The sequence below is a fragment of the Bacillus sp. FSL E2-0195 genome (genome assembly GCF_038003645.1).
GTDB lineage: Bacteria > Bacillota > Bacilli > Bacillales > Bacillaceae_G > Bacillus_A > Bacillus_A mycoides.
The window spans coordinates 2,748,842-2,775,727 of sequence record NZ_JBBOPN010000001.1 but is presented as its reverse complement, the minus strand read 5'-3'; the positions used below and the strand labels follow the sequence as shown (position 1 = coordinate 2,775,727).

Below are 26,886 nucleotides of genomic sequence, written 5' to 3'. Positions count from 1 at the left end.
GCTATGTGAGACACTGTGACGTTTTAATAATAGGCGGTGGTATTATAGGCTGTTCTATCGCGTACTACACATCAAAATACGGAAGAGACGTAACAATCATCGAAAAAGGAGAATTTGTCAGTGGGACGTCTTCACGGTGTGATGGGAACATTTTGGCTATTGATAAAGACCCAGGGTTTGATAGTCAAATGTCGTTAGTAAGTCAAAAATTAGTAACGGATTTAAGTGAAGAGTTGGAGCATTCATTTGAATATAGGGCGCCAGGAAGTATTCTCGTTTGTGAATCAGACGAAGAGATGGAGGCAGCGCATCAATGGGTAAATCGTCAAAAAGAGGCTGGTTTACCATTTCGAATGCTTGATAGGCAAGATATAAGAGAGGAATCACCATTTTTTGCGGATGATTTATTAGGTGGTTTAGAATGCGCAACTGATTCGACTGTAAATCCATATCTTCTTGCTTTTTCACTTCTTACAGAATCGAAGAAATTTGGTACGAAAGCTTTTAATCATACAGAAGTGAAAGAAATAAAAATAGATATAGACGGTTCCTTTATTGTAGAAACGACAAATGGAACGTTTACTGCGAAACAAGTGGTGAACGCAGCCGGTGTGTGGGCTCCTAAAATCGGACAAATGTTAGATGTGAATATCCCAATTGAACCGAGAAAGGGACATATTATTGTAGCTTCAAGGCAACAACACGTTGGCTGCCGTAAAGTAATGGAATTTGGTTATTTAATTTCTAAATTTGGTGGAAAACGAAAAGTGGATGCTTTAACTGAAAAGTATGGGGTGGCACTTGTATTTGAACCGACAGAAAGCCAAAATTTTTTAATTGGTAGTAGTAGAGAGTTTGTAGGTTTTCATACGAAGATAAATAACGAGGTTATTAAATGTATTGCGAATAGAGCAATTCGTTTTTATCCGAAAATGGCAGATATGATGGTGATTCGTTCATATGCTGGATTACGCCCGTGGACAGAAGATCATTTGCCGATAATTTCACGAGTGGAACATATTCCGAACTACTTTATAGCAGCAGGACATGAAGGTGATGGAATTAGTCTTGCAGCAGTAACCGGGAAAGTAATTGAAGAGTTATTAAATGACAAAGAAACAATCATTCCTATTGAACAACTTCGTTTGAGTCGTTTTACAGAAAGGGTGTTAAACGGATGAGGTCACAAAGAGTCTTTACGACGATTGATACACATACGGGCGGGAATCCAACGAGGACATTAATTAGCGGACTTCCTAAGTTAATTGGGGAGACGATGGCAGAGAAGATGTTACATATGAAAAAGGAGTATGACTGGATTCGTAAATTGTTAATGAATGAGCCACGTGGTCATGATGTAATGTCAGGAGCACTATTAACAGATCCGTGTCATCCTGAAGCTGATATAGGTGTTATATACATAGAGACAGGTGGATATTTGCCGATGTGTGGCCACGATACAATCGGTGTATGTACAGCTTTAGTTGAATCAGGTTTAATTCCAGTAATTGAACCGGTTACTTCTTTAAAGCTAGATACACCAGCTGGCTTAGTTGAAGTAGATATTTCTGTTCAAGATGGGAAAGCGAAAGAAGTCTCCTTCTGTAACATACCAGCTTTTTTACTGAAAAATATTTCTGTACACGTCGAAGAAATTGGAACTGTAGAGGCTGATATTGCGTATGGAGGGAATTTTTATGCCATTATCGATGCGAAGTCAGTAGGTTTAGAGTTAGTACCAGAAAACGCATCTACAATCATTGATAAGGCTATTCATATTAGAAATACAATTAATGAGAAGTTTGAAATCATTCATCCAGAGTATTCGTTTATAAGAGGATTAACACATGTTGAATTTTATACAGATCCTACTCATGAAAGTGCGCATGTGAAAAATACAGTTGTTGTTCCGCCAGGAGGAATTGATCGATCTCCATGCGGCACAGGAACATCAGCGAAGTTAGCTGTATTATATGCTCATAAAAAAATTGATATCGATGAAGAATTTGTTCATGAGAGTATTGTAGGTTCTTTATTTAAAGGGTGTGTTATGAATACAACATATGTAGAAAATATTGAAGCTGTAGTAACGAAAATTACGGGATCAGCTTGGCTTATGGGTATGCATAGATTTTTTTACAATGAAAAGGATCCACTTAAAGAAGGCTTTTTGCTAATTCCGCCGATGGAACATGAAACGGAGGATGTAAAATGAACATTCAAAAAATGTATACAGCAGTAGACGTACACGTAAATGGCGAGGCGTTTCGTGTAATGAAAGACGTACCATGCAAATACTATTACAGTTTGGAGCAATTAAATGAACAATTTTCAGGTGAATTAGCAGAAGAAATGAAGCTTTTATTAAATGAACCACGTGGTTTTATCGGTTTAAATGGATGTATTGTCGTTCCTTCTATTCATAATGAAGTGGATGCAGCTGTATTGTTTTTTAATCATGAAGGATCCATTCCTCTTCATTACGGAGGCATTGTCGCAGTAATAACGATGTTACTAGAAAGCGGGTATTTAAAAAAGAGAGAGTCTAATCAATACAAAATCGAAACGCTATCTGGCATATTTTCAGTCGATGCATATGTAGAGAATGATGAAGTTGTATCTGTTTCGATTGAAAGCAAACTATGTTATATGATTGAGAAAAATTTAAAGATTGGTAATATAAGTTACTCTCTCATACAGGCAGATAAAGTATATGCAGTTGTAGAAAAAGATACGTATTCGCCAGAAATCAGTATTGAAAACATCTCTAAATTAAAAAAATGGGGTGAAGCTACACTTCAAACTATACAAAAACAGTCATTAATAAAAAGACTTATTTTAGTAGATTCTATGCAAAAAGAAAAGAACCATATAAAGTCGATTACATTTCATGAAGATAACTTTATAGTACGTTCACCAGGTTTTGTTTCTACTATTGTGTCTTATGTTCATACATTATTTAAAAATGATTATATAGCGGATAAACCTTTTAGAAATGAAAGTATTTTTAATAGCTTTATAACAGTAGAAAAAGTGAAGAAAGAAGAACTCGGATACATTTTTCGATTTGAAAGTAGAGGGTTTATTACAGGTATGCAAACATTTATATTAGATCCTACTGATCCGTTTCCAACAGGTTTCTTATTAAAATAATATGTTAAAGGGAGAGATAAAGATGCAAAAAATTAAAGGGGCATTTCCAGTATTAATAACACCGATGGATGAATTTCAAGAGATTGATTGGAAAGGCGTAAAACAAAACGTAAACTACTTTATTGAGCAAAAGGTAGCTGGAATTATTATTAATGGAAGTACAGGGGAATTTGTTAGTTTATCAAAAGAAGAACGATTTAACATGGTAGAAACAGTATTAAAAGAAGTTGATGGCCGTATTCCTGTCATTGTTGGAACTGCTGCAGAGACGACGAAAGAAACGATTGAATATACGAAACATGCAGAAGCGCACGGAGCGGATTGCGCATTAATTATAAACTCTTACTATTGTAAACCGAAGGAAGAGGAGATTTATTTTCATTTTAAAGAAATCTCAAACGCTGTAAATATACCAATTATGCTATACAATAACCCATTTACTTCTGGTGTTGATATGAGCACAGAGTTAATGCTCCGTATTGGAAAAGAGTGTAAAAATGTTACACATATTAAAGAATCTAGCGGAGATATTCGAAAAGCGAGAGATTTAGTAAGACAAGGTGAAGGTGCTTTCCAAGTCTTCTGCGGATCTGAAGATTTAGTTATGGAATCTTATTTAGTTGGTGCATCGGGATGGGTTTCAGTAGCCGGAAATATCGTTCCAGGACTCGTTACGAAAATGTATGAGCATTTTCAAAATGGTGAATTAGAAAAAGCGTGGGAAATGAACGATGCTATTTTACCTCTTTGTGAGTTTCTTGAAGGATCAGGAAAGTATGTGCAAATCGTTAAACGTTCAATGGAATTACATGGGCAAGTCGGAGGACCTTCACGTTATCCGAGATTAGGATTAACTGAAGAAGAAGATCAAAAGCTTCAAGCTATTTTACTAGAAATTGCAGCTCATGCAGCTGTTTAAATAAGGAGGAGAGTATATATGTTAACGACAAACATTGAGCTGAAACCAAAAGTGAAAGCGTTTTTAAATGAAGAAATTAAAATGTTTATTAATGGTGAATTTGTTTCTTCAATAAGTGGAAAGACGTTTGAAACATACAATCCAGCAACTGAAGATGTTCTAGCAGTCGTATGTGAAGCGCAAGAAGAAGATGTTGATGTCGCAGTAAAAGCAGCAAGATTTGCTTTTGAATCAGGCCCGTGGGCAGAGATGACTACTGCTGAAAGAGCACACCTTATTTATAAATTAGCAGATTTAATTGAAGAGCATAGAGAAGAATTAGCACAGCTGGAAGCTTTAGATAATGGAAAACCATATCAAGTAGCACTTGATGATGATATTTCAGCGACTGTAGAAAATTACCGCTATTACGCGGGATGGGCTACAAAAATTATTGGTCAAACCATTCCAATTTCAAAAGACTATTTAAATTACACACGCCATGAACCGGTTGGCGTTGTAGGTCAAATTATCCCGTGGAATTTTCCGCTCGTTATGTCTTCTTGGAAAATGGGAGCCGCTCTTGCGACGGGTTGTACGATTGTATTAAAACCAGCAGAGCAAACACCTTTATCTTTACTATATACAGCGAAGCTTTTTAAAGAAGCTGGTTTTCCAAACGGTGTCGTAAACTTTGTACCAGGTTTCGGTCCTGAAGCAGGATCGGCAATTGTAAACCATCATGATATTGATAAAGTAGCTTTCACAGGTTCAACAGTTACAGGGAAATATATTATGCGTCAATCTGCAGAAACAATTAAACATGTAACGTTAGAACTTGGTGGTAAGTCACCAAACATCATTTTAGAAGACGCTGACTTAGAAGAAGCGATTAACGGTGCGTTCCAAGGCATTATGTATAATCATGGTCAAAATTGTAGCGCAGGATCTCGAGTTTTCGTTCATCGGAAGCATTATGAAATAGTAGTAAATGAACTTGTAAAAATGGCAAATAACGTGAAGCTAGGGGCAGGTATGGAGGCGGAAACTGAAATGGGACCGCTCGTATCTAAAAAACAACAAGAGCGTGTGCTAAATTACATTGAACAAGGAAAATCTGAAGGTGCTACTGTTGCAGCTGGTGGTAAACGTGCATTTGAAAAAGGTTATTTTGTACAGCCAACAGTATTCACAAATGTTACAGACGATATGACAATCGTTAAGGAAGAAATTTTCGGACCAGTTGTCGTTGTACTCCCGTTCGATTCGACAGAAGAAGTAATTGAAAGAGCAAATCGCTCGTCTTACGGGCTTGCTGCGGGCGTATGGACACAAAATATTAAAACCGGACATCAAGTTGCCAATAAATTAAAGGCAGGAACAGTGTGGATTAATGATTATAACTTAGAAAATGCAGCTGCACCATTTGGTGGATATAAGCAATCTGGTATCGGACGTGAATTAGGTTCATACGCCCTTGATAACTATACAGAAGTGAAAAGTGTTTGGGTAAATATAAAGTAATAGAGAGTCTAACTGTTAATAAATAGAGGGATGAAATAATGAGAGATGCGGACAACTGGAAGGTTTAATAATAGTTGTCCGTTTTCTTATATATAAAATTGCTTTTTCAAAAGAATTATAAGGGGGATTTGGATGGAGCAGTTAGTAGAATGGTTAGTAGGGCAAGTTTGGAGTATTGGCTTAGTTGTTTTCGCATTAGGAGCAGGAGTGTATTTCACAATTGCAACTCGTTTTTTACAAATTCGCTATTTTAAGGAGATGATTAAACTATTATTTGAAGGGAAGAGCTCGGAGACTGGGATATCATCCTTTCAAGCATTTTGTTTGGCGTTATCAGGTAGGGTTGGAATTGGTAATATCGCAGGAGTAGCGACAGCTATCGCTTTCGGCGGACCTGGAGCTGTATTTTGGATGTGGGTGATGGCATTATTAGGAGCAGCTAGTGCATTTGTTGAATCAACATTAGCACAAGTATATAAAAGTAAAGTAGGCAATGAATACCGTGGTGGTACGCCATATTTCATTGAGAAAGGCTTGAAAATGAAATGGTTTGCGGTCATTGTAGCGGTCGTTGTAACACTATCATATGGCGTTTTATTACCAGGTATTCAATCGAGTAGTATCGCAGTTGGATTTGAAAATTCTAATGGTATTAGCAAATATATAACTGGTATATTGTTAGTCGTATTATTAGCAGCTATCATTTTTGGTGGCGTAAAGAGAATTGCGGGCGTTTCTCAAATGCTAGTTCCATTTATGGCAATTGGTTATGTAATTGTTACATGTATCGTATTAATTGCGAATGTAACGGAAATTCCAAGTATGTTTGCTTTAATTTTCTCAAGTGCTTTTGGTGTAAATGAAATGTTTGGCGGCATCGTCGGCGCAGCTATTGCATGGGGTGTAAAGCGTGCTGTATTTTCAAATGTTGCTGGTGTTGGAGAAGCAACGTATAGCTCTGCCGCTGCTGAAGTATCTCATCCTGCAAAACAAGGGCTAGTTCAAGCGTTTTCTGTATATATTGATACAATTGTAGTATGTACAGCGACAGCTCTTATGATATTAATAACAGGTATGTATAATGTAATACCTGAAGGGAAAAGCGCTATTGTAAAGAATATGGGAAATGTAGATGCAGGTCCAATCTATACACAACAAGCAGTTGAAACTGTTATGACAGGATTTGGTCCATTATTTATTTCAATCGCAATCTTCTTTTTTGCATTTACAACTTTACTCGCGTACTACTATATCGCTGAAACGACACTCACTTATTTAGATCGTGACCTCAAATATAGCTGGTTAAAACCAGTTTTGAAAATTGGGTTTTTAATTATGGTTTACATCGGTAGCGTAGAATCAGCTTCGCTATTATGGAACCTTGGAGATTTAGGAATCGGTAGTATGGCATGGTTAAACTTAATCGCGATTCTATTATTAAGTAAAACGGCATTAAAAGTGTTAAAAGACTATGAAACGCAGAAAAAAGAAGGGAAAGATCCAGTGTTTGATCCTAAAAATGTGGGAATTGAAGGTTTAACATTTTGGGAAGAAAGAAGTAAAGAGGTTGAAAGGAAAAATTCTAAAGAAAAAGTGTCAGTAGATAATGGGCTGAAACTGTAGATGTGCAAATTTAAAAGTGAAATAAACTGAAAATTCATTCTATTTTTTAAAGTAAATATTTGTATATGTCCTTTATTTTATCTCATACTAAAGTAAGTGTGAATAAATTGAATGGAGGATATACGATGGAAAATCAACAATATGGCTCTATAAATGATGTATTACTTGATTATAAAGAAGGTATAGGGAATTTTACGCAACAAATCCCTGAAATTGCAGAAACATATAACGCTTTTACACAAGCATGTTTTCAGGAGGGTACATTAACTAAAAGAGAAAAGCAGCTCATTGCATTAGGGATTAGTTTAGCAACACAAGACGAATATTGTACGATTTATCATACGAAGGGCTGTATTGACCAAGGATGTTCTGATAAAGAAATTTTAGAAGCTTGTGGTGTTTCAGCCGCGTTTGCTGGGGGAGCTGCAATGAGTCAGGCAGTAACCTTAGTACAAGAATGTCTGGTGGAATTGAAACATCAAAATCATTAAACAAGAAAAAGCCCTCCTTAAAATATTCTTTTAAGGGGGACTTTCTAGTTTAGTCTAATTTTTTTGAAAGAGTTTCAATTGTTTCATATAGTCGATAGCTTTTGTTTTATTACTCTGTTTAGAAACATAGTGTGCCTCGTTTAAATTTCTATAAAAACTATTAAATATTTCTTCAGAAAGTATGCCGTCAGAGATAGCTTTTTTTACTGCACAGTGTGGTTCATTTGTATGCGAACAATTAGAAAATTTACATTTCCGAGATATACCCGCAATATCTTCATATCCAAAATCAAAGTTACCTTTATGTTCTATCAAGTCAAATCCCATTTTAATATTCTATATTTTTATAAATCGATGTCTCTATATTAGGGAGAAGTGTGTATATGCTCTTACCAATTAAAGATTCTAATTCTTTCTTAATTGCATAGAATCCCTTCCAATGTAAAGAAGTGTGAGAGGTTGTGCCATGACGTAAACCAACTGAAACCAATCTTTTTTCAAGAGTAGTAAAGCCTTCCGCATCAGCAAGTGCGTCACAAAGGGTAATCACCTTATTGTATAAGTCGTAGTCACTGTTTTCATTCAATATTTCAATTAATCGGCTTTCCATATAATCAGGAACAATGCTCCACTCTGCCGCGATATCTAAATGCTCATTTTTGCAAGGAAATGAATGCGTCACACATATAATGGCGTTTCCTGTATACCCTAAATCATTCATATACATATAACCATCATAGGAATGAATAACAGATTTAGTAAAACCTTTATATCTTCCTATGTCATGCAGGAGGGCAGCGTTGTATGCTATATCAGCATCTAGGTCGTACCCATTATTAATAAGTTCAACAACTATCTTTTCAGTTGCAAGGGCAACATTACGTGAATGATCGAACCACGGACCTGGGTTTTGTTCATATGCCCACTGGAGTAATTCTCTTGCATATGTCCTATCTAATATATATTTCATATAGGTATCCTTTCTTTAAAAAATCATATATTTAATAATTTCATCTTAGAATTTCATTATTCCTTCTTTAAAAGTTGTTACAATGAAACAAAAGGGGGAAAAGGAATGCGAAGTATAGTAATAGAAGAAATTAAACGACTTGATGAAGACATTGAAGAGCTTTCTGAACTGTTGAAAACTGTAGTAAATGATGGGGCGTCAATTGGTTTTTTACCTCCACTGGAACAAAAAGAAGCAACAAATTATTGGCAAACTGTATTAGCACCAGAAGTGATATTGTATGTTGCTAAAATAAACAATGAAGTGGCAGGGAGTATTCAATTACATTTAGTTACAAAGCCTAATGGGATACATAGAGCTGAAATTTGCAAGTTAATGACTCATCCGAATTATAGACGAAATGGTATTGGGCGTTTACTTATGCAAAAAGCAGAAGAACGGGCAAAGCGAGAAAACAGATCTCTTTTAGTATTAGATACTAGAGAAGGAGATTCTTCCAATAGATTGTACAAGTCATTAGGCTTTCAAGAATCCGGTAAAATACCGGGGTATGCAATTTCTCCGAATGGTGAGTTAGATGCAACGGTTATTTATTATAAAATGATTTAGTATTTTTATTTAAAAAGAAGGATATTTTCAAACCACAAAGTTGTTATTAGGTCTGAGTATTGATTTATAAAAAGATTGATAAACCCCTGTATAATAGGGGTTTTCTTTTCATTCATTAACTTTATATTGAATGTTCAATTTGAGGGCCAATTTGTATAAGGTTTTAATAGGTTTATAAGAGGTATTATTTAAATAGGAATTTTGAAGTCTTTTGGTGAATATTAAATGTTAATCTAAAAGATGGAGGTTGCTGTGATGTTGAAACTGTTTCAATATAACTGGCAAGTTCGTGATGATTGGTTTACATTGTGCGAAGACATGTCGGCTGAAGAACTGGTAAAGAAACGGGTCGGTGGGTTCGGCAGTATACTACATACCCTATTTCACATTGTAGATGTGGAATATATGTGGATCTTAGGTTTGCGAGGTGAACCAGTGCCTGAGGAGCCATTGTTTGAAGATTATGCTAGCTTGCAAAAAGTGAAAAATCTTTCGGATCAATACCACGAGAAAGTGAAGCCATTTGTGACCTCTTGGACAAATGAAATGGATTCTCGGAAACTTTCAGAAACTGATTTCAATGAAGAACCGATTAGCTCTAGAGACGCCCCAATCAGGCGCCGAGTCATTGAATGTACACACGGAGAGATAATACGTCATGTCATTGTCCATGAAATCCACCATATCGGCCAGTTATCTATATGGGCACGTGAGATAGGAAAGGAGCCAGTTTCCGCAAATCTGAGAGGGAGAGGGCTATTTGATAACTAGACTACCTTTGCCAATTTCGTAATTTATTTATAAACGAATGGTTTAATTGAGTATATTTAAAGCGTGTTTAGATCAATCTTTTTCAAAACACACTTTTTCTTTGTATTATTTTATCTAGGTTTATAGAGTTAATGTAATCAAACTTTTTTCGAAGCTACACTGTGATATATAATTGTAAGTAATTATTAACTACTTTAACGCCGTTTGTATTTTCAGACGGTGTTATAAGTATTTAACAGTAAAACGACAAAATAAATAATAGATTTGATAACTGGTAATTAAAATGCGTGAAGAATTGATATTTTTGTATCTAGAAGAATTTGAGAAAGTTTTTAGAGGGTTCTTTTAGTAATACTCTTCCACTTATAATGGATGTAGAGAAGATGAATAGGCAACTATAGTTATTTTCATTTCATTTTTGGGAAGGGGATGAAAGAATGAAAAAGACAAGTTTACAAAAGGTGAAGAAGGTTATATTAAGTGGCGGGATATTACTTACGGGGTTATTAACATTTGGATTTTCAGAAAAGGCTTCAGCTCATGGGTATGTAGAATCACCAGCGAGCCGATCTTATTTATGTAAGCAAGGGGTAAATGTAAATTGCGGTCCAGTTCAATATGAACCACAAAGTGTAGAAGGAATAGGGGGTTTTCCGCAATTAGGACCTTCTGATGGACAAATCGCAGGAGCTGGCCATTTTCCTGCTTTAGACGTTCAAGCAGTTGATAGGTGGAAGAAAGTTACGTTAAACGGCGGGATGAATACATTCAAGTGGAAACTAACCGCTCCTCATAGTACGAAAGAATGGAAATACTACATTACAAAGAAGGATTGGAATCCAAATATGCCTTTAACAAGGTCTAGTTTAGATTTAGTGCCGTTCTATGTAAAAAATGATGGCGGAGTTAGACCGGGGACAACAGTAACGCATGAAGCAAATGTACCAACTGACCGTAATGGCTACCATCTTATTTTAGCTGTTTGGGAGATTGCGGACACTGGAAATGCGTTTTATCAAGTTATTGATGTGAACCTTGTGAATAATGGTTTAAATTCCAATTTTGCTTTTAACAATGTAGTGCAAGTTCCTAAACTATTTTAAATTAAATATACATTTTGATCATCTAATTCATTTTAGATGATTTTTTTTATGAAAAATATAGAAGAAACTGCAATTATTTATAAAAAAATGTGTCTAAAATATTGTCATATTTGCTTCTTTAAGATATCCTTTTCATGAAGAGGTGGAAAACATGGAAAAAGTACTAGTTTTCGGGCATAAAAACCCAGATACAGATGCAATTTGTTCTGCGATTGCTTATGCAGAATTGAAAAAAGAATTAGGAATGAATGCTGAGCCTGTACGTTTAGGCGAAATCAGTGGTGAAACTCAATTTGCGTTAGACTCTTTTAAAGTAGAAGGACCGCGTTTTGTTGAGACAGTAGCAAACGAAGTGGACAACGTTATTTTAGTTGACCATAACGAGCGTCAACAAAGTGCTAACGATATCGAATCTGTTCGTGTGTTAGAAGTTATTGACCATCACCGTATTGCTAACTTTGAAACAAGCGATCCTATTTACTACCGTTGTGAGCCAGTTGGATGTACAGCTACAATCTTAAACAAAATGTACAAAGAAAATGGCGTTACAATTCGTAAAGAAGTTGCTGGTTTAATGTTATCTGCAATCATTTCAGATTCTTTACTATTCAAATCTCCAACTTGCACAGAACAAGACGTAGCAGCAGCTCGTGAATTAGCGGAAATCGCTGGTGTAGATGCAGATAGCTACGGCTTAGAAATGTTAAAAGCTGGTGCTGATTTAAGCGGAAAAACAATGGAGCAATTAATCTCTCTTGACGCTAAAGAATTCCAAATGGGTAACGCGAAAGTTGAAATCGCACAAGTAAACGCTGTTGATACAAACGACGTTCTTGTACACCAAGCAGAACTTGAAAAAGTTATCACTACAGTAGTAGAAGAAAAAGGTTTGGACCTATTCTTATTCGTTGTAACTGATATCTTAACTAACGATTCTGTTGGTCTTGCGATTGGTAAAGCAACAAACGTTGTTGAGAAAGCTTACAACGTAACATTACAAAACAACACAGCTACTTTAAAAGGTGTTGTATCTCGTAAAAAACAAATCGTTCCTGTATTAACAGAAACATTCCAAGCTTAATATTATTGAGTATGGATAAAAGAAAGGACAAGTAGTCATATTGGCTACTTGTCCTTTTTATTATAAAATTACAGAAGAGCCTATTGGATGGAAATAAAAAAGGATAGCAATAGCTATCCTTCTTATCATTTATTCATAAGATCGTTTCTTATTTATATAAAATGTGATAATAGCTGCAATAATGAAAATAGGTATTGCGTACGCTTGCCCAACAAAGAATTTCCAACCTACAGTATTATAGCCCTCAGATGCTGGAATGATAATCGCGATGATACAAACAATAATATAAGCTAATAATGCTGGGAGTATATTTTTCATAGTTGTTCACCTCCTTTTTATACTATATTTATATATTGTGCTATTGAATAGAGATTGGGAGATTAAGTGTACTTGATTTTACGAAATCTTTACAAATTCACTAAAGGATGAGGAGTCTGCATGCTGTATGAAAGTGACTTTAGTACGGTGTGTTTATGTAATAATACATATGCTTAATAGACTGTTCTGAAATAAATTAAACCAAATATAGGATATAATGTAATTTTATCTTTCGAGATAAGTATATAGTATTCTGTAAAAAAATGTACTGAAAAATTGATATTTCATAAGAAATATAGAATCGAGGTAAGAAATAACGATGAAAAGGTTATGCATAATTCCATGCGGAAAGAAGAAAATTTGGGATAAGTACTCAGATTACAGAGAGGCAGAGGCAAAAGATGTATATATTAGTCCATTCGGAAAAGCATGTCAGGCGTATGCAACTGAGTTTTTCGAGAATTGGGTTATATTATCAGCAAAGCATGGATTTTTAAGACCAAATGATATTGTAAAGGGAAATTATGATCTTGCATTTGATTCAAATAGTAATGAGATTATTAGCATAGATCAATTAAAACAACAGATGATTGATAAAGATTTACTTCAGTTTGATGAAATAGTATTACTTGCAGGGAAGAAGCATAAAAAAGTTGTGACGAAGCTATATCCAGAAGAAATCATTACATATCCATTAGAAGGGTGTAAAGGAATTGGGTATATGTTGCAGAGGTTGAATGGGGCAGTGGAAGCGCAGAAGGAAGTATAGGGATAAATTAGTAATATAGATTCAAATTATACCAAATTAATACATTTAAAATAGACTAGTAAACAAGCCTTTTTACGTTTTTAAACATAGAATATGATGAACGCTATTGAGGGGAGAGTCATATTCATGTGTAATAATTGTGGTTGTAGACGCAGAGATTGTAATAGATTTTGGGATGATTTAATGTTTGGAAGATGTAGACGCAGAGATTGTGATGATTGTGGTTGTAGACGTAAACGTGACTGTGATTGTGATGATTGCCGTCGCAATCGTAAACGTGACGACGATGATGATAAATGTCGTAAGTGGTAATATTTTAAAAAGAGTACTTCGAAGTAAGTACTCTTTTTGTGTATAAACCTTTTAAATTCCATCTTGAACAGATTTTTTTTCAATTTCCCATGAATCCTGTTTTATAATCTTTAAAGCTACATTAGTACCATTAGATTCCTTATAAAAGATATATCCGTGGTTTGATTTAACGTAAGTTAAAGGCTCGCCAATGCAATCTTTAGAACAAGATGTGTTGATAAGTTCAATTAAGGATAGTTCGCTAGGATCGGTTTTACTAGCATCTATAAGTGTATCAAGGTTTGTTTTACGAAAACCTTGTAAGTTTACATCGAAATTCTTTTCTATTTCTCCAGTAACGCTAGTATTCATTACTTCAACTGAATTTTTCTTTTCTAGAAGAAAACCATTTCCATAAAGGAATTTTGTATATCCAAGCCAGGCGATTAAAAATAGTATAAAAAACATACCAGTTGTTTTAAGTTTTCGAAGCCGTTTACTTACGATTGATTCTGAATATTTCATTCAGCCTAATCCTCCAATGTTTTTATTTTAAAGTATGCTTGGGTATATATATTTAGAAGGAGATGAAAGTTAGAGAGTTACTGATTCAAAAAAAGAAAGCATCTGAAGTTAGGTGCTTTCTTTTTGAATACTGTCCGCTATCTGTTAGTTACTTGTTTCATAAGCGGTCTTATTTCTTTAACAGGTGGTTTTTTATCATAGGCATCAACGTAAGAAAAGTAATAATTTAAGTTTCTAAGAAGTCCCTTTCCTATTTTTGTGCTTAAGAAGGGGAATACTTGTCCAGTATAATCATCGAGAGATTTACAATAGTATTTTTCATCTAAGTATATGCTGTATTTACATGTTAGTTCTACTAATGAGTTACCTTCATCATCAAATACTTCTTTAGAATCAATAATGTCTATTAATGCGAATTTTTCATTCAGATAAACTTTCTTCTTTTTCTCGTGCTTATTTGTGAGAATAAATACGAGACCAATTGCGTTAATCAAACTATTTCCTCCTATAAAAAACGGATATTAATAAAATATATCGATATACGTTAAATGTAAAGAGGAGTAGTGAAATATCATTGATAGAAAACTAAACAAGCCGATTTGTTTTTTCAAATCGGCTTGTTTTTATTGAAATACTTGCGGAAATTGTTTTACGATTGCGTCTGTTATCATGTCGGCCATTTCTAATGCTTCTTTTTCAATTTTATCGTATAGTTTTACACTGGCATCATAATCTTTATTTAGGAAGGCAAGTGCTTCCGCTTTCGTTAACGCTAAATGCTCATAAAACATTTTTCTAAATTCTTCTTTTTCTATATGTGGATTGATACTAGTTAGAAACTCAACAATTTCGTCTCCATTAGCGTACCATTTCTTTTCTATAGCGGCCGCTTCGTTTTGATCACCAGCTTTTGCGGCTTTAACAAGATCAGCAGCGATTGTTAAGTGGTCTTTAATTAATGCACTATATTTTTTTACTGCATTTTCTCCGTAGAATGGTTCAAGTGATAGCCCCATGTGTGTTGCATTTTGTAGAAGACGTCCAACGGTAACGTTTACGTCGGGCAAGTTAAAGATGATGCCTATAATGGCTAATCGTGTCCAAGCAACGTGTTGTTCCCATAAAGAACGCATATATCCTTTTAGAAAGTTTTCGTTTTTACTAACTCGGTAATTTCGTACAAATGAATCGAAGTTTCCATTAGTGATATGATAAGGGGAGTAATACGATTGCCAATAAGTATACATAAATAGTTACACTCCTTTGAACATGTATATCTCACAATATGATAAACGTTATTTTTAAGTTACGTGTCCAAGAGATTTTTTGAGAGTTGGAAAAGGAGAAAGTTGAAGGGGAATAAAAAACACATTTATGATATATATGAATAAAAAGAATTTTAAAATAATAGAGGTCCTGCAAGGGAAATTGCAGGACCTCAAAAGGGTATTGCCGAGATGTCGGACTCGACTACGTAATATTAACATAAAATTCTTTCGAAAAAACCTGGTAAATGTGTCCAAATGAGAAGGGTGCTTTTTAATAAAGTTAAAGGGATCTGCTTCCCGCGGCAGATCCCTTTAACTAGATAATGTTGATGAGCAAAAACTCATCTAGAGTACTTTTATAGTAACAAATGAAATTCACTTTGTGTATTGAGAAAAAATGAATTGCTTGTATGAATGTAGCGGATTTATATTTTGCTTTTTGGAATTATAATCATTTGTGGAGAGCGGAATAGGGTTCTAAAATGGAGAAAAGACTTTTCAGCCAGGCTACGATACATTGCAATATGTAAGTATAAAAAAAGACCTGCTAATTTAAGCAGGTCAACATAAGGGGTTTATCTAACAGATTATTATATATGGTAACAACTGTATTGTAGTAAGTCTATAAGTTATATGTTGAGAAAATTTGTTTGAATGATATATATTTGGCACATGTATTAACGTTTAAAAAGTTGAGAAAGGAAATTCATAAGCTTGCTATAAGAAAATAAGGGCTGATACTTATAAAATGATTCATATTTCCACGCATCATTATTAGAGAATTGGAGTTGTTTATTTGATGCTTTAGGTTTGTTGGAATTATTGTAACGACTCTTCATAATTTAACCTCCTCAAATTCATATGTATACGATTAGTAGTATTCTAGGAAGGTAAATTAAATGAATATTTATTTTGAAATTCTTTCTTCTTGTGTACTAGATTTGTTTTTTTATGTTGGAAAACGTAGGAAGCAAATAGAACTCAAATACTTATAAAATTCAAAGTGGCGAGAATCAGTTTGATGATATAATGGGAATAGATGAAAGATAAAGAAAAGCAGGTGACTCTTTTTTGTTTACAAAAGCACAAGAACTTTTAGCGTCTTATTTCGGTTATTCGTCATTCCGAAGAGGACAAGATGAAACAATTAAAAATGTATTAGATGGGAAAGATACAGTCTGTATTATGCCTACGGGTGGTGGTAAGTCAATTTGTTATCAAATTCCCGCATTAGTATTCGAAGGAACGACATTAGTTATTTCACCTTTGATTTCACTTATGAAAGACCAAGTAGATACATTAGTACAAAACGGTATTTCAGCGACTTATATTAATAGTTCTATTTCTATTACAGAAGCAAATCAACGAATTCAATTAGCGAAACAAGGCCATTATAAGTTACTTTATGTGGCGCCTGAGCGTCTTGATTCAATGGAATTTGTTGATCAACTTATCGATATGAAAATCCCGATGATTGCAATTGATGAGGCGCACTGTATTTCGCAGTGGGGACATGATTTCCGTCCTAGTTATTTACATATACATCGCATATTAGATTATCTTCCAGAAAAGCCGCTCGTATTAGCGTTAACTGCTACGGCAACACCACAAGTTCGTGAAGATATTTGCAATACGCTTGGAATTAATCAAGAAAACACGATTATGACAACGTTTGAGCGCGAGAACTTATCATTCTCTGTCATTAAAGGACAGGATCGTAATGCTTATTTAGCGGATTATATTCGTCAAAATCAGAAGGAATCTGGGATTATATATGCAGCTACAAGAAAAGTTGTCGATCAGTTATATGAAGATTTAGGGAAAGCAGGAGTTTCTGTATCGAAATATCATGCTGGTATGAGCGACCACGATCGAAATGAACAGCAAGAACTCTTTTTACGAGATGAAATAAGTGTTATGGTGGCAACATCTGCATTTGGAATGGGTATAGATAAATCGAATATACGTTACGTTATCCATTATCAACTTCCAAAAAATATGGAAAGTTACTATCAAGAAGCAGGACGTGCTGGTCGTGATGGATTAGATAGTGAATGTATTTTGTTATATTCTTCTCAAGATGTGCAAGTACAACGCTTTTTAATCGATCAATCAACTGGAGAATCACGTTTTTCAAATGAGCTTGAAAAACTCCAAAATATGACCGATTACTGTCATACAGAACAATGTTTACAATCATTTATTTTGCAATACTTCGGAGAAGAGCCGAAGGAAGATTGTGGTCGCTGCGGTAATTGTACGGACGACCGTGAAAGTATCGATGTGACGAGAGAATCCCAAATGGTACTATCTTGTATGATTAGGACGAACCAACGATTCGGAAAGCAAATGATTGCACAAGTATTAACTGGATCTAAAAATAAGAAAGTCATTGAATTTAATTTTCATACTTTGCCAACGTACGGTCTTTTATCAAACCGTAGTGTAAAAGAAGTCAGTGAGTTTATTGAGTTTTTAATTTCAGATGAGTTAATTGCAGTTGAACATGGTACGTATCCAACATTAAAAGTAACGGAAAAAGGAAAAGAAGTATTACTTGGTAAAGAGAATGTTTTACGCAAAGAACGAGTAGAAACGAGACAAATTGTTCAAGACCATCCTTTATTTGAAGTGCTTCGTGAAGTGCGTAAAGAAATTGCACAAGGAGAAGGTGTACCACCGTTCGTTATTTTCTCTGACCAAACGTTAAAAGATATGTGTGCGAAAATGCCACAAAGTGACTCCGAACTCCTAACTGTAAAAGGAATCGGAGAACACAAACTTGTGAAGTACGGGTCTCACTTCTTACAAGCAGTTCAGCACTTTATTGAGGATAACCCAAACTATGCGGAAACAATTAAGACTGAAGTTGTTTCAGAGAGTAAAAAATCAGGAAAAGCGTCAGCGAATTCTCATTTAGAAACGTATGAAATGTATAAACAAGGCATTGATCTAGATGAAATTGCTAAAGAACGTAGCTTATCAAGACAAACAATTGAAAATCATTTAATTCGCTGCTTTGAAGATGGAATGGAAGTAGACTGGAACAGTTTTGTTCCTGCAGAATATGAATCACTGATTGAAACTGCCGTGCAAAATGCAGAGGGTGGTCTGAAATCGATTAAGGACCAACTTCCAAATGAAGTGAGTTACTTTATGATTCGTGCTTATTTACAAATTAGAAAGTAGAGACATATAAAGGGGATAGGGATTTATGCATCACGTTTTCGTGTATGGCACGTTAAGAAAAGAGCAAACGAATGCTCATTTTATGCAAGGTGCAATATGCATCGCAGACGAAGCATGGACGTATGGTAAATTATTTGATACATACGAAGGGTACCCTGCGATGATTTGTTCAAATGAGGACAAAGTATACGGAGAAGTTTATGAAGTAAATGATGATGTTCTGCAAAAGTTAGATGAACTTGAAGAATACACAGGTAATACAGAGAGTGATTTATATGACCGAATCACCGAAACGATTTATTTAGGTGATAGAGAAATACGTGCATTTGTGTATATTGCTCAAGATAAAGAGATGCTAAAGAAAGTCATCATTTCTGGTGATTGGGTGGAGTATCAACAAGGAAAATAAAAGCAGCTATAGAGCAGATAGTGGAATCGACCATTATCTGCTTTTTATATTGGTAATTTCAAAATTCTTATTATTTTGATAAATCATAAATATAGAGAAATAAAAATGGTTTTTTTCATGGGTGTCAGAAATTTAGTTTCTCACCTGTAGCAGAAAAATCTAGTGCAGGAGGAGAATAATAATGAACGAATTAAATGTGAAGGAATTTTACCAAAAACAATTCGAACTGTCGAATTACGATATCAATACAGAAAGCTGGTTAGAGCAGGTTGCTAAAGAAGTTCAAGAACAAGTTGGTCATCCATTTCAAGCGATGTTAGAACTAGGAGCAGGAAATGGTAGATTTGCAAGGGCGATGTCTAGGTTACAAGTGAAAATGACTACGGTTGAACTTGTACCAGAGTTAGTTATGTTTGCAAAAGAACATTCTACTAATAATATAGATATTCATTGCGCTGATTTTTATAAAATTAACTTTGAAGAAAAGTTTGATGTTGTTAGTTATTTAGACGGATTTGGTGTAGGAACAGATGATGAGCAATTGATTCTATTAAAACGGATTAAAAATTGGATGAAGGATGATGGATGTGCACTTATTGATATTTATCAACCATTGTATTGGAAAAAAGTAAGTGGACAAGAAATGTCCTTAAGTGTAGCTATGCGAAAATACGAATATGATAGTATAAATGAAAGAATGTTAGATCATTGGTGGGACCCTAATTATCCAAATGATGTAGTAACACAGTCTTTACGATGTTATACGGTAGATGAGATTAGCAATCTATGTGCTGAAGCTGGTTTAAGTATTATGGGATTCTTCCCTGGGGGAGCATATGATTTTGAAAAACGAAAATATAAAGAATTGGCAACATTAAATGAATGTTTGGCATATCGAATTAAATTAAAAAAGAGTAGGGATTAATCTCTACTCTTTTTTAATTTAGAAAATTCTTACTAAAACTATTGACTTTATGAATGGATTTTTAATAAAATTATATTTCGACTGAAAAAATTGGAACGGACAGGAGGGAATCATCAAATGAACAACATTTTTGACGAAGAGTTACAAAAAATGAAAGATACTTTAAGTACGATGGATGATCAATTAGAACAGCTTGAAAAAATCCCGGTTTATTATGGAGAAGATTTTAAAGAGCAAATTCTTGAAAGTATGAGGGAGTCTAATAGACAAAGCTTACGTATTGGTGTACATGAGCCGTATTTTGGAAGATTAGACTTTCAGGAGGATGGCAAGGAAGACGTAATGCCGATTTACATCGGTAAAGTAGGTGTTTCAGATAAAGATACGATGAAACCAATTGTAATTGATTGGCGTGCACCTGTCGCAAGTATGTTTTATTCATTTACCGGTGGTGAAGAATTAGCATTTTATCATTCACCAGACGGATTAGTAGAAGGCGATGTTTATTTAAAACGAAACATTTCGATTCGAAAGAGAGAACTAGAACGTGTTGTTGATACATATGTGAAAGGAAATGAAGATGTCTCACATGCTGATGATTTTCTTCTATATCGATTAGGCGAGAATAAAGATAATAAATTGAAAGATATCGTTTCGACTATACAATCGGAACAAAATGATATTATTCGTGCGGAAAGAAACTTACCATTATTAATTCAAGGGGTTGCAGGGAGCGGAAAAACAACGATCGCTTTACATCGCCTTGCTTTTTTAATTTATGAATATCGTGAACAACTTGAAGCGGAGAGAATGATCGTATTCGCTCCAAACAGTTTGTTTTTAGACTATATTTCGAGTGTACTTCCTGAGTTAGGGGTAGGAAATATTAGTCAAACAACGTTTCCAGATTGGGCATTACGTACGTTAGATGGTTCGGTGAAACTAAAGCAGACAGAAGAAAAATTGAAAGAAGCTTTTTCAATTAATCGCGATGAAAAAAAGGTTATGCTCGGAAAATTAAAAGGCACGCTGGAATTTAAGTCGTTTATTGAAGAAAGAATGATTCAATTTGAAAAAGAATTAGTACCGACAAAAGATTTTGAGGCATGGGATAAAGCAGTTATTCCAGTGGAAGACGTTAAAAAATGGATACAAGTTGAATATAAACATTATCCATTAAAGAAAAGAAGAGAACGTTTAGTCGGCCGAATGAAGCGCTGGATTGAAATTGAACTTAAAAAGTTTGGAGAAACAAACGAGAAAAAGTTACTAAAAAAAGAAGCAACAAAGAGATTAAACACATATATGAATTTTTGGCCAAAAATGAGCCCACTTTCACTATATAGTTCGATGATGAAGAGTAAAGAAATACTCGAAGTATTACCTGAAGAACTTGTTCAAGAAACAGAAAAGAATTGCCGTAAAAAAGAAGTATATGTAGAAGATTTACCAGCTTTAATTTACATACACCATCGCATAAATGGAATTGAAATCGGACAGAAGTTTCATCACGTCGTTATTGATGAAGCACAAGATTTTTCACCATTCCAAGTGTATGTATTAAAAGAAATTACACTAGGTAATTCTTTCACCATATTAGGTGATTTATCTCAAGCGATTTATGATTATCAAGGAATTGAAGACTGGAATGCTTTTAAGGAAGTATTCCAAGAAACAGGTTATTATGAACTGACGAGAAGTTATCGTTCTACAAAAGAAATTATTGAATTCGCGAATGAAATAATTAAAAATGCAGAGATTCCAGTGGGACTCGCAACTCCAGTTTTCCGTAGCGGTGAAGACGTGAAAGTAATTCCGTCAGAGGACCAATTTACTGAAGTTTTAAAGACATTACAGCATTTGCAAACTGAAGATGTGAAAACAATCGCGGTAATTGGAAGAACAGACGATGAATGCCGTGATATATATGAGAAGTTAACAAATGCAGAGTTGACTGTTAATGTCATTGAAGCAGATCAAAGCAAATATGAAGGTGGTATTTCGGTAGTACCTGTATATTTGGCGAAAGGTTTAGAATTTGATGCCGTACTTCTAATCGACGTTGATGAGGAACATTACAAAAATACAAAACATGATGCGAAATTATTGTATGTCGGATGTACGAGATCGCTTCATGATTTATGGATTTTCCATAGTGGGGAAGCGTCGCCATTAATTAAGGGATTAAAATAAATAAAAAAGAGGATTTTCTAGTAATAAACAGAAAAACCTCTTTTTTTCTATATAAAGATATAGGAGGAATGGATATGATTACAAAAGTAATAACAAAAAGAAATTGGGAAATCGCAAAAACAACTAGAGAGATTAATGAAGCCTCACTTAAAGAAGAGGGGTTCATTCATTGTTCATTATTAGACCAAGCTTTAAAAGTTGCGGAAACACATTTCAGTCATGAAGAAGATGTATTATTACTTACAATTGATCCATCCCTAGTAAAAGCAGAAATAAAATATGAACTTGCTTCTAACGGTCAAGAATACCCGCATGTATATGGAGTAATCAATTTTGAGGCAATTGTAGGTGTTGCACCATTTCTTAAAGAAAAGGGAGATTTTTTATTACCAGAGGGACAAAGTTAAGAGTGTTATAGGTATTTAAGTTAGCTAGAAAAGCGCAAATTATATAGTTTGTGCTTTTTATTGTATATATTTTTTGAAAAATTATTGTTTTTGTCACACTAATACTGTACGATACATAGTATAAAACACATACTGTATGACATATAGTAATGGAAATGAGGTGGGTGAATGGATACTTTATTAAATTCATTAATTACTGAGCTAAGGAGAGGGACATTGACATTAGCGGTTTTAAGTCAACTAAGAACGCCGCAATATGGATATTCGCTTGTCCAATTATTGGAGCAATCAGGGATCATGATAGATCAAAGTACTTTATATCCACTACTTCGCCGATTAGAAAAGCAGGAGCTAGTGACGAGTAGTTGGGATAAAACGGAGAGTAGACCTCGTAAGTATTATGTTTTAAGTGAATATGGATTAGAGATATTTTTGCAGTTGAAAAAGGAATGGATAAAGGATTCAAAAGAACTTTATAACTTATTAAAGGAGGAGGAAGAGAATGAGTTTGATTGATATGTACGTCCAAGAAGTTGCGAAGAGATTACCTGAAAAAAATCGTGAAGATATTACGCTTGAGCTACGGTCGACAATAGAGGATATGTTACCTGATGAATACAATGAGGAAGATGTAAAGAGTGTCCTTGAAAAATTGGGGAGCCCAGTTTCATTGGCTAATGGGTATTTGGATAGACCGATGCATTTAATTGGACCACGCTATTTTGATGTATATACGACGCTATTAAAAATGATTATACCAATTGCAGCTGTTATCGCACTCATTGCAATGATTGCAGAAAATTTTATAGGCTATACTGGTGATCAAGCAGTATTAAATGTTATTTTACAATTGATAGGTAAAGGCATTGGGGAAATTGTCGAAGTAGGCCTCCATGTATTTTTCTGGTTGACACTTGTATTTGCTATTTTAGAAAGAACAGATAAAGACAAAGGTACCCAACCGTTGACGACAAGTTTAAAAAAATGGACTCCTGATGATTTGAAAAATATCTCGTATGTTCCAAAGAAAAAGTCGATCTCAAAGTTTGAAGTTTTTGGAGGTTTGATGTGGACAGCAGTTTGGGCTACCCTTTACTTTTATGCGAATCATCTTGTTGGCGTATATAATGGTGCAGCAGATGGACTGAAATTTGTCGCACCAACTTTCAATCAAGATGTTTTACTTCAGTATTGGCCAATCGTTGTAATTATGAGCGTTTTCGAAATAGGTATATCTCTTTATAAGTTAGTGCAAGGACAATGGACGCAAAAATTGGCAATTGGGAATGCAATCCTACAGTTAGCTGCAACAATAGTATTCATTGTAATTGTAGTAAATCCTCATTTATTTAACGAAGGATTCATTATGTATGTGGCAAATGTGTTTGCAATTTCTCCAGAGGAATTTAAAACGTGGTTAATTGGTGGAGGGATAATTATCTTCATATTATCTGCGGTACTAAATGCAATTGATGGTTTTCGAAAATCTAGAATTCGGTTGTAAAAATAAGTTTGAATTATTATTAGGTAGATCAGTTGAAAGAAAGGTACAGAGAAATATCATTATGAAAGGAAGAAAACAATGATAAGGGAAGCAATGAAAAAAGATGTAACATTTATTTTAGATATTTATAATGATGCAATCCTTAATTCAACAGCTGTATATGCGTACAAACCTGTAACCCTTGAAAATAGAATAGATTGGTATGAACAAAAAAAGGCTGATGGCTATCCAATTTTAGTCTACGAGCTAGATAATAAAGTAGTAGGATTTGCGACATTTGGCCCCTTTAGGGCATGGCCTGCCTATAAATATTCAGTTGAACATTCTGTGTATGTTGATAAGGAATATAGAAAAAATGGAGTTGGGTCCTCTTTAATAGAAGAATTAATTACAATAGCAAAAGAAAGAGAATATATGACCTTAATTGCTGGAATTGACGCAGAAAATGAGAAAAGTATTGCCCTGCATCAAAACTATGGATTTGTTCATGCAGGAACAATAAAAAAAGCCGGTTATAAGTTCAATCGATGGCTAAATTTAGCTTTTTATCAATTGGAGCTTAATGGTCCTAAAAATCCTACTGAAGAATAGCTGTATCTATTACTTTAAAAATAATTTTAAAAGAAATTGTATATATTTCAAAAGGTAGTATGAAGAAATCTCATGCTATCTTTTTCTTGTTGTATTCATGATTATCATTTAACAAAAAAGGATTCTTATATTCTATATCGAATTTTGAGAAGATGATAAAACGATATAAGAAGAGGGATGAATATGCAGGCTGTCATTAAAAAAATAAAAGAAATACAAATTGGTCAAGTTGGAATACTTGTTTATTCAACAAAGAATGGAAATATAGTTGCTACCCATAACAATGAGCTATACGTTCCTTTAGCATCAGCAGCAAAAGTGGCAATTGGATTTGCAGTAGCGAGGATGGTAAAGGACAAACAAATTAATTGGAATGATACACTTCATCACATTAAGTTTAATCCAAATGAGGATAGTGTGCAGTTATATCCTCATTTACAAGGAAGAACTACATTAACACTTAGTAAAGCGGTTGAAGTAATGATAGCTTGCCACGACAGTTATATTGCTCACTCGGTTGTAATGCACTGCGGAGGATGGGAAACCGTCAGAGAAAATGTTTTAACGTACTTTTCAAAGATTCATATACAGGAAAACCCTAGAGATGAGCAAAATGTCGGAGAGTTAAATCAAGTTCTTTCACTTTTAGTACATATTTTTCAAGGATATAAATCAGAACCAGAATTATGGGAACCCATTATTAATGGAATGGTAAGGCAACAAGGTGATTATGAAGGGATACCGTATTATCATTTAGCTCATATGACAGGTGGTTTATCCACCGCTATAATAAATATTGGTATAATAGGAATGTTTCATAAATTTCCGTTTCTTTATGTAATTGGGGGAAGAGATTTACCTAATCGATTTGATAATAAAGAGGTTGATGAAACAATTCTAGAAGCTTTGAAGTGCTTATATAAAGAATATAAGATAACAAGTCAAACAAACGTTGTAACCGATAATTGAATAAAAACGTTATTTTAATAGCAGGGAGGGGAATAGTGCACCTAAAGGAGTATACCGTTTACAAAAGTGAATCGCTCATATGTATCGGGACTATAAAGGAATGCGCTCAGCATATGGGAGTGTCTGGTGATTTCTAACATAAAAAGAGAGCACAAAGGCTCTCCTTAATGGTTTTGTGATCCGCCAGCAAAACGAAAAGATTCAAGTACTTCAATACATTAGAAATTTTGTGAACATGAAGTACAAGGTCCACCAGTCGGCTGAAATACAACATTGTCAACAAAAGCTGTTGCGCCTTCTCCCCCTGTAGCAGTATTTTGGAAAGAAATACATGCTGTAGTTACAGTAGCAGGTATACACACAACAAGAATATAATGTTGGAAAAGAGATTGTGGTTGATTCATAACTGGTACAATATGTGGAATGTTTAATGGACCAAGAGTTACAGGGGCAGGAGGACATGCTTGCCCAAGTTCTGGGAAAGATACTGAAGCTATAAGAAATGCACCATCCCTTACATCTGCAGCAAAAGAAAACGTATAACAACAACCTGCGTCAACATCAACTGTTTGATTAATACTTCCACCTGGATTAATTGATGCAGCTAAGAGACTAAATGAACCATTTGACAGAAACCGGCCACTATGAACGTTTGGAAACCCTACTTCTGAAACGGAACCTGCTTGATTCCAACCTGGAACTGGATCTCCTACTACTGCCGGCTCGTCAAATCCAGGGTTGTCAAGAATATTATTACATGGACAACATCCTACTGCTGTTGGACCCGTTGGACCTGTTGGACCTGTTGGACCTGTTGGACCTGTTGGACCTGTTGGACCTGTTGGACTTGTTGGACCTGTTGGACCTGTTGGACCTGTTGGGCCCGTTGGACCAATTTCAGGTGGAGGTAAAGGGGGACCGAAACATTCGCACGGAATATGAAAATTTTTTTTAAATTTACTCATTTTTACACCATCCTTATCATTCACCCACTTACACTCTATAGTTTATGAATCAGCTAACACGCAAGTATAAGGAAAAAGCCTTTAAAAATAAAAATAAGCATAAGCCCTTATGACACAAATATAAACCCATTCTATAATATATAAGGAACATGGCTTTACTCCAAACAGTACTTATTTTTTGGCCATCTATTTTATTATTAATTGCTAGTTTTGCCGTTATAAGTTATGTGAGAACAGGCTATGTCTCTGTACCAGGCATAATTGGTTTTTCATGCTTTGTTACATATGCTGGATTTATATTCATCAGTATATTAAAGAGAAGAAGTAAAAATTAAATGTA

Annotated in this window: 30 protein-coding genes; 23 read left to right on the top strand and 7 right to left on the bottom strand. The window is 34.7% G+C overall.

Annotation, left to right across the window (positions count from 1 at the left end; all coding sequences use genetic code 11):
• The first annotated feature begins 5 nt into the window (after window positions 1–5).
• The 7 genes from MHH59_RS14230 (at window position 6) to MHH59_RS14200 (ending at window position 7,689) form a co-directional block, all read left to right on the top strand.
• Window positions 6–1,181: an NAD(P)/FAD-dependent oxidoreductase gene (locus MHH59_RS14230; RefSeq protein WP_016127121.1), complete on the top strand. Its 1,176-nt coding sequence runs from the start codon at window positions 6–8 to the stop codon at window positions 1,179–1,181.
• The gene (locus MHH59_RS14225) at window positions 1,178–2,215 is read left to right on the top strand and encodes a proline racemase family protein (protein WP_001257535.1); all 1,038 of its coding nucleotides are present in this window, start codon (window positions 1,178–1,180) and stop codon (window positions 2,213–2,215) included. Before MHH59_RS14230 ends, MHH59_RS14225 begins: the two co-directional genes overlap by 4 nt.
• On the top strand, window positions 2,212–3,153 hold the full coding sequence (locus MHH59_RS14220) for a proline racemase family protein (protein ID WP_016120361.1): 942 nt from the start codon (window positions 2,212–2,214) through the stop codon (window positions 3,151–3,153). Before MHH59_RS14225 ends, MHH59_RS14220 begins: the two co-directional genes overlap by 4 nt.
• Window positions 3,154–3,175: 22 nt before the next feature.
• Window positions 3,176–4,072: a 4-hydroxy-tetrahydrodipicolinate synthase gene (gene dapA / locus MHH59_RS14215; RefSeq protein WP_002127763.1), complete on the top strand. Its 897-nt coding sequence runs from the start codon at window positions 3,176–3,178 to the stop codon at window positions 4,070–4,072.
• A gap of 18 nt (window positions 4,073–4,090) precedes the next feature.
• Window positions 4,091–5,575 (top strand): aldehyde dehydrogenase family protein, encoded by a 1,485-nt coding sequence (locus tag MHH59_RS14210; RefSeq protein WP_002032614.1) that lies wholly within the window; start codon window positions 4,091–4,093, stop codon window positions 5,573–5,575.
• Window positions 5,576–5,707: 132 nt separating this feature from the next.
• Window positions 5,708–7,198, top strand: a complete 1,491-nt coding sequence (locus MHH59_RS14205; protein WP_002185654.1) for an alanine/glycine:cation symporter family protein — start codon at window positions 5,708–5,710, stop codon at window positions 7,196–7,198.
• A 125-nt stretch (window positions 7,199–7,323) separates the two neighbouring features.
• Complete coding sequence (locus MHH59_RS14200) at window positions 7,324–7,689, top strand: carboxymuconolactone decarboxylase family protein (RefSeq protein WP_002168216.1); 366 nt, start codon at window positions 7,324–7,326, stop codon at window positions 7,687–7,689.
• 54 nt (window positions 7,690–7,743) lie between these two features.
• Here MHH59_RS14200 and MHH59_RS14195 read toward each other — a convergent pair whose 3' ends face one another.
• Together MHH59_RS14195 and MHH59_RS14190 are read right to left on the bottom strand one after the other, a co-directional pair.
• A complete protein-coding gene (locus tag MHH59_RS14195) occupies window positions 7,744–8,016 on the bottom strand; it encodes a hypothetical protein (protein ID WP_033713265.1) in 273 nt (90 codons plus the stop codon).
• Window position 8,017: 1 nt separating this feature from the next.
• The gene (locus MHH59_RS14190; RefSeq protein ID WP_003189790.1) at window positions 8,018–8,659 is read right to left on the bottom strand and encodes an HD domain-containing protein; all 642 of its coding nucleotides are present in this window, start codon (window positions 8,657–8,659) and stop codon (window positions 8,018–8,020) included.
• Window positions 8,660–8,764: 105 nt separating this feature from the next.
• On the opposite strand from MHH59_RS14190, the gene MHH59_RS14185 reads away from it, so the two are divergent.
• From MHH59_RS14185 to ppaC, 4 genes are all read left to right on the top strand, one after another.
• Window positions 8,765–9,268: a GNAT family N-acetyltransferase gene (locus tag MHH59_RS14185; RefSeq protein WP_048516846.1), complete on the top strand. Its 504-nt coding sequence runs from the start codon at window positions 8,765–8,767 to the stop codon at window positions 9,266–9,268.
• A 255-nt stretch (window positions 9,269–9,523) separates the two neighbouring features.
• Complete coding sequence (locus MHH59_RS14180) at window positions 9,524–10,039, top strand: DinB family protein (RefSeq protein WP_002168219.1); 516 nt, start codon at window positions 9,524–9,526, stop codon at window positions 10,037–10,039.
• A 437-nt stretch (window positions 10,040–10,476) separates the two neighbouring features.
• Window positions 10,477–11,142 (top strand): lytic polysaccharide monooxygenase, encoded by a 666-nt coding sequence (locus MHH59_RS14175; protein WP_002127752.1) that lies wholly within the window; start codon window positions 10,477–10,479, stop codon window positions 11,140–11,142.
• A gap of 151 nt (window positions 11,143–11,293) precedes the next feature.
• A complete protein-coding gene (gene ppaC / locus MHH59_RS14170) occupies window positions 11,294–12,223 on the top strand; it encodes a manganese-dependent inorganic pyrophosphatase (RefSeq protein WP_002032629.1) in 930 nt (309 codons plus the stop codon).
• Between the two features lie 129 nt (window positions 12,224–12,352).
• On the opposite strand, the gene MHH59_RS14165 is transcribed toward ppaC, so the two are convergent.
• Window positions 12,353–12,541: a DUF4017 family protein gene (locus MHH59_RS14165; RefSeq protein WP_002012993.1), complete on the bottom strand. Its 189-nt coding sequence runs from the start codon at window positions 12,539–12,541 to the stop codon at window positions 12,353–12,355.
• Window positions 12,542–12,860: 319 nt separating this feature from the next.
• Here MHH59_RS14165 and MHH59_RS14160 point away from each other — a divergent pair, with 319 nt between their 5' ends.
• Window positions 12,861–13,310, top strand: a complete 450-nt coding sequence (locus MHH59_RS14160) for a DUF6884 domain-containing protein (protein ID WP_002127751.1) — start codon at window positions 12,861–12,863, stop codon at window positions 13,308–13,310.
• A 126-nt stretch (window positions 13,311–13,436) separates the two neighbouring features.
• Window positions 13,437–13,622 (top strand): hypothetical protein, encoded by a 186-nt coding sequence (locus tag MHH59_RS14155; RefSeq protein WP_002085081.1) that lies wholly within the window; start codon window positions 13,437–13,439, stop codon window positions 13,620–13,622.
• A 51-nt stretch (window positions 13,623–13,673) separates the two neighbouring features.
• Here MHH59_RS14155 and MHH59_RS14150 read toward each other — a convergent pair whose 3' ends face one another.
• From MHH59_RS14150 to MHH59_RS14140, 3 genes are all read right to left on the bottom strand, one after another.
• Window positions 13,674–14,126: a hypothetical protein gene (locus MHH59_RS14150; protein ID WP_002012998.1), complete on the bottom strand. Its 453-nt coding sequence runs from the start codon at window positions 14,124–14,126 to the stop codon at window positions 13,674–13,676.
• 137 nt (window positions 14,127–14,263) lie between these two features.
• On the bottom strand, window positions 14,264–14,620 hold the full coding sequence (locus MHH59_RS14145) for a hypothetical protein (protein ID WP_002012999.1): 357 nt from the start codon (window positions 14,618–14,620) through the stop codon (window positions 14,264–14,266).
• 129 nt (window positions 14,621–14,749) lie between these two features.
• A complete protein-coding gene (locus tag MHH59_RS14140) occupies window positions 14,750–15,373 on the bottom strand; it encodes a hypothetical protein (RefSeq protein WP_002127750.1) in 624 nt (207 codons plus the stop codon).
• Between the two features lie 1,092 nt (window positions 15,374–16,465).
• Between MHH59_RS14140 and recQ the strand changes: the two genes are divergently transcribed.
• The 9 genes from recQ to MHH59_RS14095 all read left to right on the top strand — a co-directional run bounded on the left by recQ (window position 16,466) and on the right by MHH59_RS14095 (window position 25,581).
• Complete coding sequence (gene recQ, locus MHH59_RS14135) at window positions 16,466–18,583, top strand: DNA helicase RecQ (RefSeq protein ID WP_002013002.1); 2,118 nt, start codon at window positions 16,466–16,468, stop codon at window positions 18,581–18,583.
• Between the two features lie 25 nt (window positions 18,584–18,608).
• On the top strand, window positions 18,609–18,992 hold the full coding sequence (locus tag MHH59_RS14130; protein WP_002127749.1) for a gamma-glutamylcyclotransferase family protein: 384 nt from the start codon (window positions 18,609–18,611) through the stop codon (window positions 18,990–18,992).
• A gap of 181 nt (window positions 18,993–19,173) precedes the next feature.
• Window positions 19,174–19,917 carry a class I SAM-dependent methyltransferase gene (locus tag MHH59_RS14125; protein WP_002127748.1) on the top strand — a complete coding sequence of 248 codons (744 nt, stop codon included), beginning with the start codon at window positions 19,174–19,176 and terminating at the stop codon, window positions 19,915–19,917.
• A 117-nt stretch (window positions 19,918–20,034) separates the two neighbouring features.
• Window positions 20,035–22,110: a HelD family protein gene (locus MHH59_RS14120; protein WP_078178862.1), complete on the top strand. Its 2,076-nt coding sequence runs from the start codon at window positions 20,035–20,037 to the stop codon at window positions 22,108–22,110.
• Window positions 22,111–22,184: 74 nt separating this feature from the next.
• Window positions 22,185–22,517, top strand: a complete 333-nt coding sequence (locus MHH59_RS14115) for a DUF952 domain-containing protein (protein WP_002127746.1) — start codon at window positions 22,185–22,187, stop codon at window positions 22,515–22,517.
• 168 nt (window positions 22,518–22,685) lie between these two features.
• On the top strand, window positions 22,686–23,033 hold the full coding sequence (locus MHH59_RS14110; RefSeq protein ID WP_340851557.1) for a PadR family transcriptional regulator: 348 nt from the start codon (window positions 22,686–22,688) through the stop codon (window positions 23,031–23,033).
• Window positions 23,020–24,021: an HAAS signaling domain-containing protein gene (locus MHH59_RS14105; RefSeq protein ID WP_340851555.1), complete on the top strand. Its 1,002-nt coding sequence runs from the start codon at window positions 23,020–23,022 to the stop codon at window positions 24,019–24,021. Before MHH59_RS14110 ends, MHH59_RS14105 begins: the two co-directional genes overlap by 14 nt.
• A gap of 78 nt (window positions 24,022–24,099) precedes the next feature.
• On the top strand, window positions 24,100–24,612 hold the full coding sequence (locus MHH59_RS14100) for a GNAT family N-acetyltransferase (RefSeq protein ID WP_002127744.1): 513 nt from the start codon (window positions 24,100–24,102) through the stop codon (window positions 24,610–24,612).
• Between the two features lie 183 nt (window positions 24,613–24,795).
• A complete protein-coding gene (locus MHH59_RS14095; RefSeq protein ID WP_033715779.1) occupies window positions 24,796–25,581 on the top strand; it encodes a serine hydrolase in 786 nt (261 codons plus the stop codon).
• 218 nt (window positions 25,582–25,799) lie between these two features.
• Here MHH59_RS14095 and MHH59_RS14090 read toward each other — a convergent pair whose 3' ends face one another.
• Window positions 25,800–26,546: a collagen-like protein gene (locus tag MHH59_RS14090; protein WP_340851552.1), complete on the bottom strand. Its 747-nt coding sequence runs from the start codon at window positions 26,544–26,546 to the stop codon at window positions 25,800–25,802.
• Window positions 26,547–26,695: 149 nt separating this feature from the next.
• Between MHH59_RS14090 and MHH59_RS14085 the strand changes: the two genes are divergently transcribed.
• The gene (locus tag MHH59_RS14085; protein ID WP_002013016.1) at window positions 26,696–26,881 is read left to right on the top strand and encodes a hypothetical protein; all 186 of its coding nucleotides are present in this window, start codon (window positions 26,696–26,698) and stop codon (window positions 26,879–26,881) included.
• The last annotated feature ends 5 nt before the right edge of the window (window positions 26,882–26,886 follow it).

What these genes read in the sequence shown, in the direction of transcription:
- MHH59_RS14225 (WP_001257535.1), top strand. Translation starts at nt 1,178, where the DNA reads ATGAGGTCACAAAGAGTCTTTACGACGATTGATACACATACGGGCGGG.
- MHH59_RS14220 (WP_016120361.1), top strand. Translation starts at nt 2,212, where the DNA reads ATGAACATTCAAAAAATGTATACAGCAGTAGACGTACACGTAAATGGC.
- dapA (WP_002127763.1), top strand. Translation starts at nt 3,176, where the DNA reads ATGCAAAAAATTAAAGGGGCATTTCCAGTATTAATAACACCGATGGAT.
- MHH59_RS14210 (WP_002032614.1), top strand. Translation starts at nt 4,091, where the DNA reads ATGTTAACGACAAACATTGAGCTGAAACCAAAAGTGAAAGCGTTTTTA.
- MHH59_RS14205 (WP_002185654.1), top strand. Translation starts at nt 5,708, where the DNA reads ATGGAGCAGTTAGTAGAATGGTTAGTAGGGCAAGTTTGGAGTATTGGC.
- MHH59_RS14200 (WP_002168216.1), top strand. Translation starts at nt 7,324, where the DNA reads ATGGAAAATCAACAATATGGCTCTATAAATGATGTATTACTTGATTAT.
- MHH59_RS14195 (WP_033713265.1), bottom strand. Translation starts at nt 8,016, where the DNA reads ATGGGATTTGACTTGATAGAACATAAAGGTAACTTTGATTTTGGATAT.
- MHH59_RS14190 (WP_003189790.1), bottom strand. Translation starts at nt 8,659, where the DNA reads ATGAAATATATATTAGATAGGACATATGCAAGAGAATTACTCCAGTGG.
- MHH59_RS14185 (WP_048516846.1), top strand. Translation starts at nt 8,765, where the DNA reads ATGCGAAGTATAGTAATAGAAGAAATTAAACGACTTGATGAAGACATT.
- MHH59_RS14180 (WP_002168219.1), top strand. Translation starts at nt 9,524, where the DNA reads ATGTTGAAACTGTTTCAATATAACTGGCAAGTTCGTGATGATTGGTTT.
- MHH59_RS14175 (WP_002127752.1), top strand. Translation starts at nt 10,477, where the DNA reads ATGAAAAAGACAAGTTTACAAAAGGTGAAGAAGGTTATATTAAGTGGC.
- ppaC (WP_002032629.1), top strand. Translation starts at nt 11,294, where the DNA reads ATGGAAAAAGTACTAGTTTTCGGGCATAAAAACCCAGATACAGATGCA.
- MHH59_RS14165 (WP_002012993.1), bottom strand. Translation starts at nt 12,541, where the DNA reads ATGAAAAATATACTCCCAGCATTATTAGCTTATATTATTGTTTGTATC.
- MHH59_RS14160 (WP_002127751.1), top strand. Translation starts at nt 12,861, where the DNA reads ATGAAAAGGTTATGCATAATTCCATGCGGAAAGAAGAAAATTTGGGAT.
- MHH59_RS14155 (WP_002085081.1), top strand. Translation starts at nt 13,437, where the DNA reads ATGTGTAATAATTGTGGTTGTAGACGCAGAGATTGTAATAGATTTTGG.
- MHH59_RS14150 (WP_002012998.1), bottom strand. Translation starts at nt 14,126, where the DNA reads ATGAAATATTCAGAATCAATCGTAAGTAAACGGCTTCGAAAACTTAAA.
- MHH59_RS14140 (WP_002127750.1), bottom strand. Translation starts at nt 15,373, where the DNA reads ATGTATACTTATTGGCAATCGTATTACTCCCCTTATCATATCACTAAT.
- MHH59_RS14130 (WP_002127749.1), top strand. Translation starts at nt 18,609, where the DNA reads ATGCATCACGTTTTCGTGTATGGCACGTTAAGAAAAGAGCAAACGAAT.
- MHH59_RS14125 (WP_002127748.1), top strand. Translation starts at nt 19,174, where the DNA reads ATGAACGAATTAAATGTGAAGGAATTTTACCAAAAACAATTCGAACTG.
- MHH59_RS14120 (WP_078178862.1), top strand. Translation starts at nt 20,035, where the DNA reads ATGAACAACATTTTTGACGAAGAGTTACAAAAAATGAAAGATACTTTA.
- MHH59_RS14115 (WP_002127746.1), top strand. Translation starts at nt 22,185, where the DNA reads ATGATTACAAAAGTAATAACAAAAAGAAATTGGGAAATCGCAAAAACA.
- MHH59_RS14110 (WP_340851557.1), top strand. Translation starts at nt 22,686, where the DNA reads ATGGATACTTTATTAAATTCATTAATTACTGAGCTAAGGAGAGGGACA.
- MHH59_RS14105 (WP_340851555.1), top strand. Translation starts at nt 23,020, where the DNA reads ATGAGTTTGATTGATATGTACGTCCAAGAAGTTGCGAAGAGATTACCT.
- MHH59_RS14100 (WP_002127744.1), top strand. Translation starts at nt 24,100, where the DNA reads ATGATAAGGGAAGCAATGAAAAAAGATGTAACATTTATTTTAGATATT.
- MHH59_RS14095 (WP_033715779.1), top strand. Translation starts at nt 24,796, where the DNA reads ATGCAGGCTGTCATTAAAAAAATAAAAGAAATACAAATTGGTCAAGTT.
- MHH59_RS14090 (WP_340851552.1), bottom strand. Translation starts at nt 26,546, where the DNA reads ATGAGTAAATTTAAAAAAAATTTTCATATTCCGTGCGAATGTTTCGGT.
- MHH59_RS14085 (WP_002013016.1), top strand. Translation starts at nt 26,696, where the DNA reads ATGGCTTTACTCCAAACAGTACTTATTTTTTGGCCATCTATTTTATTA.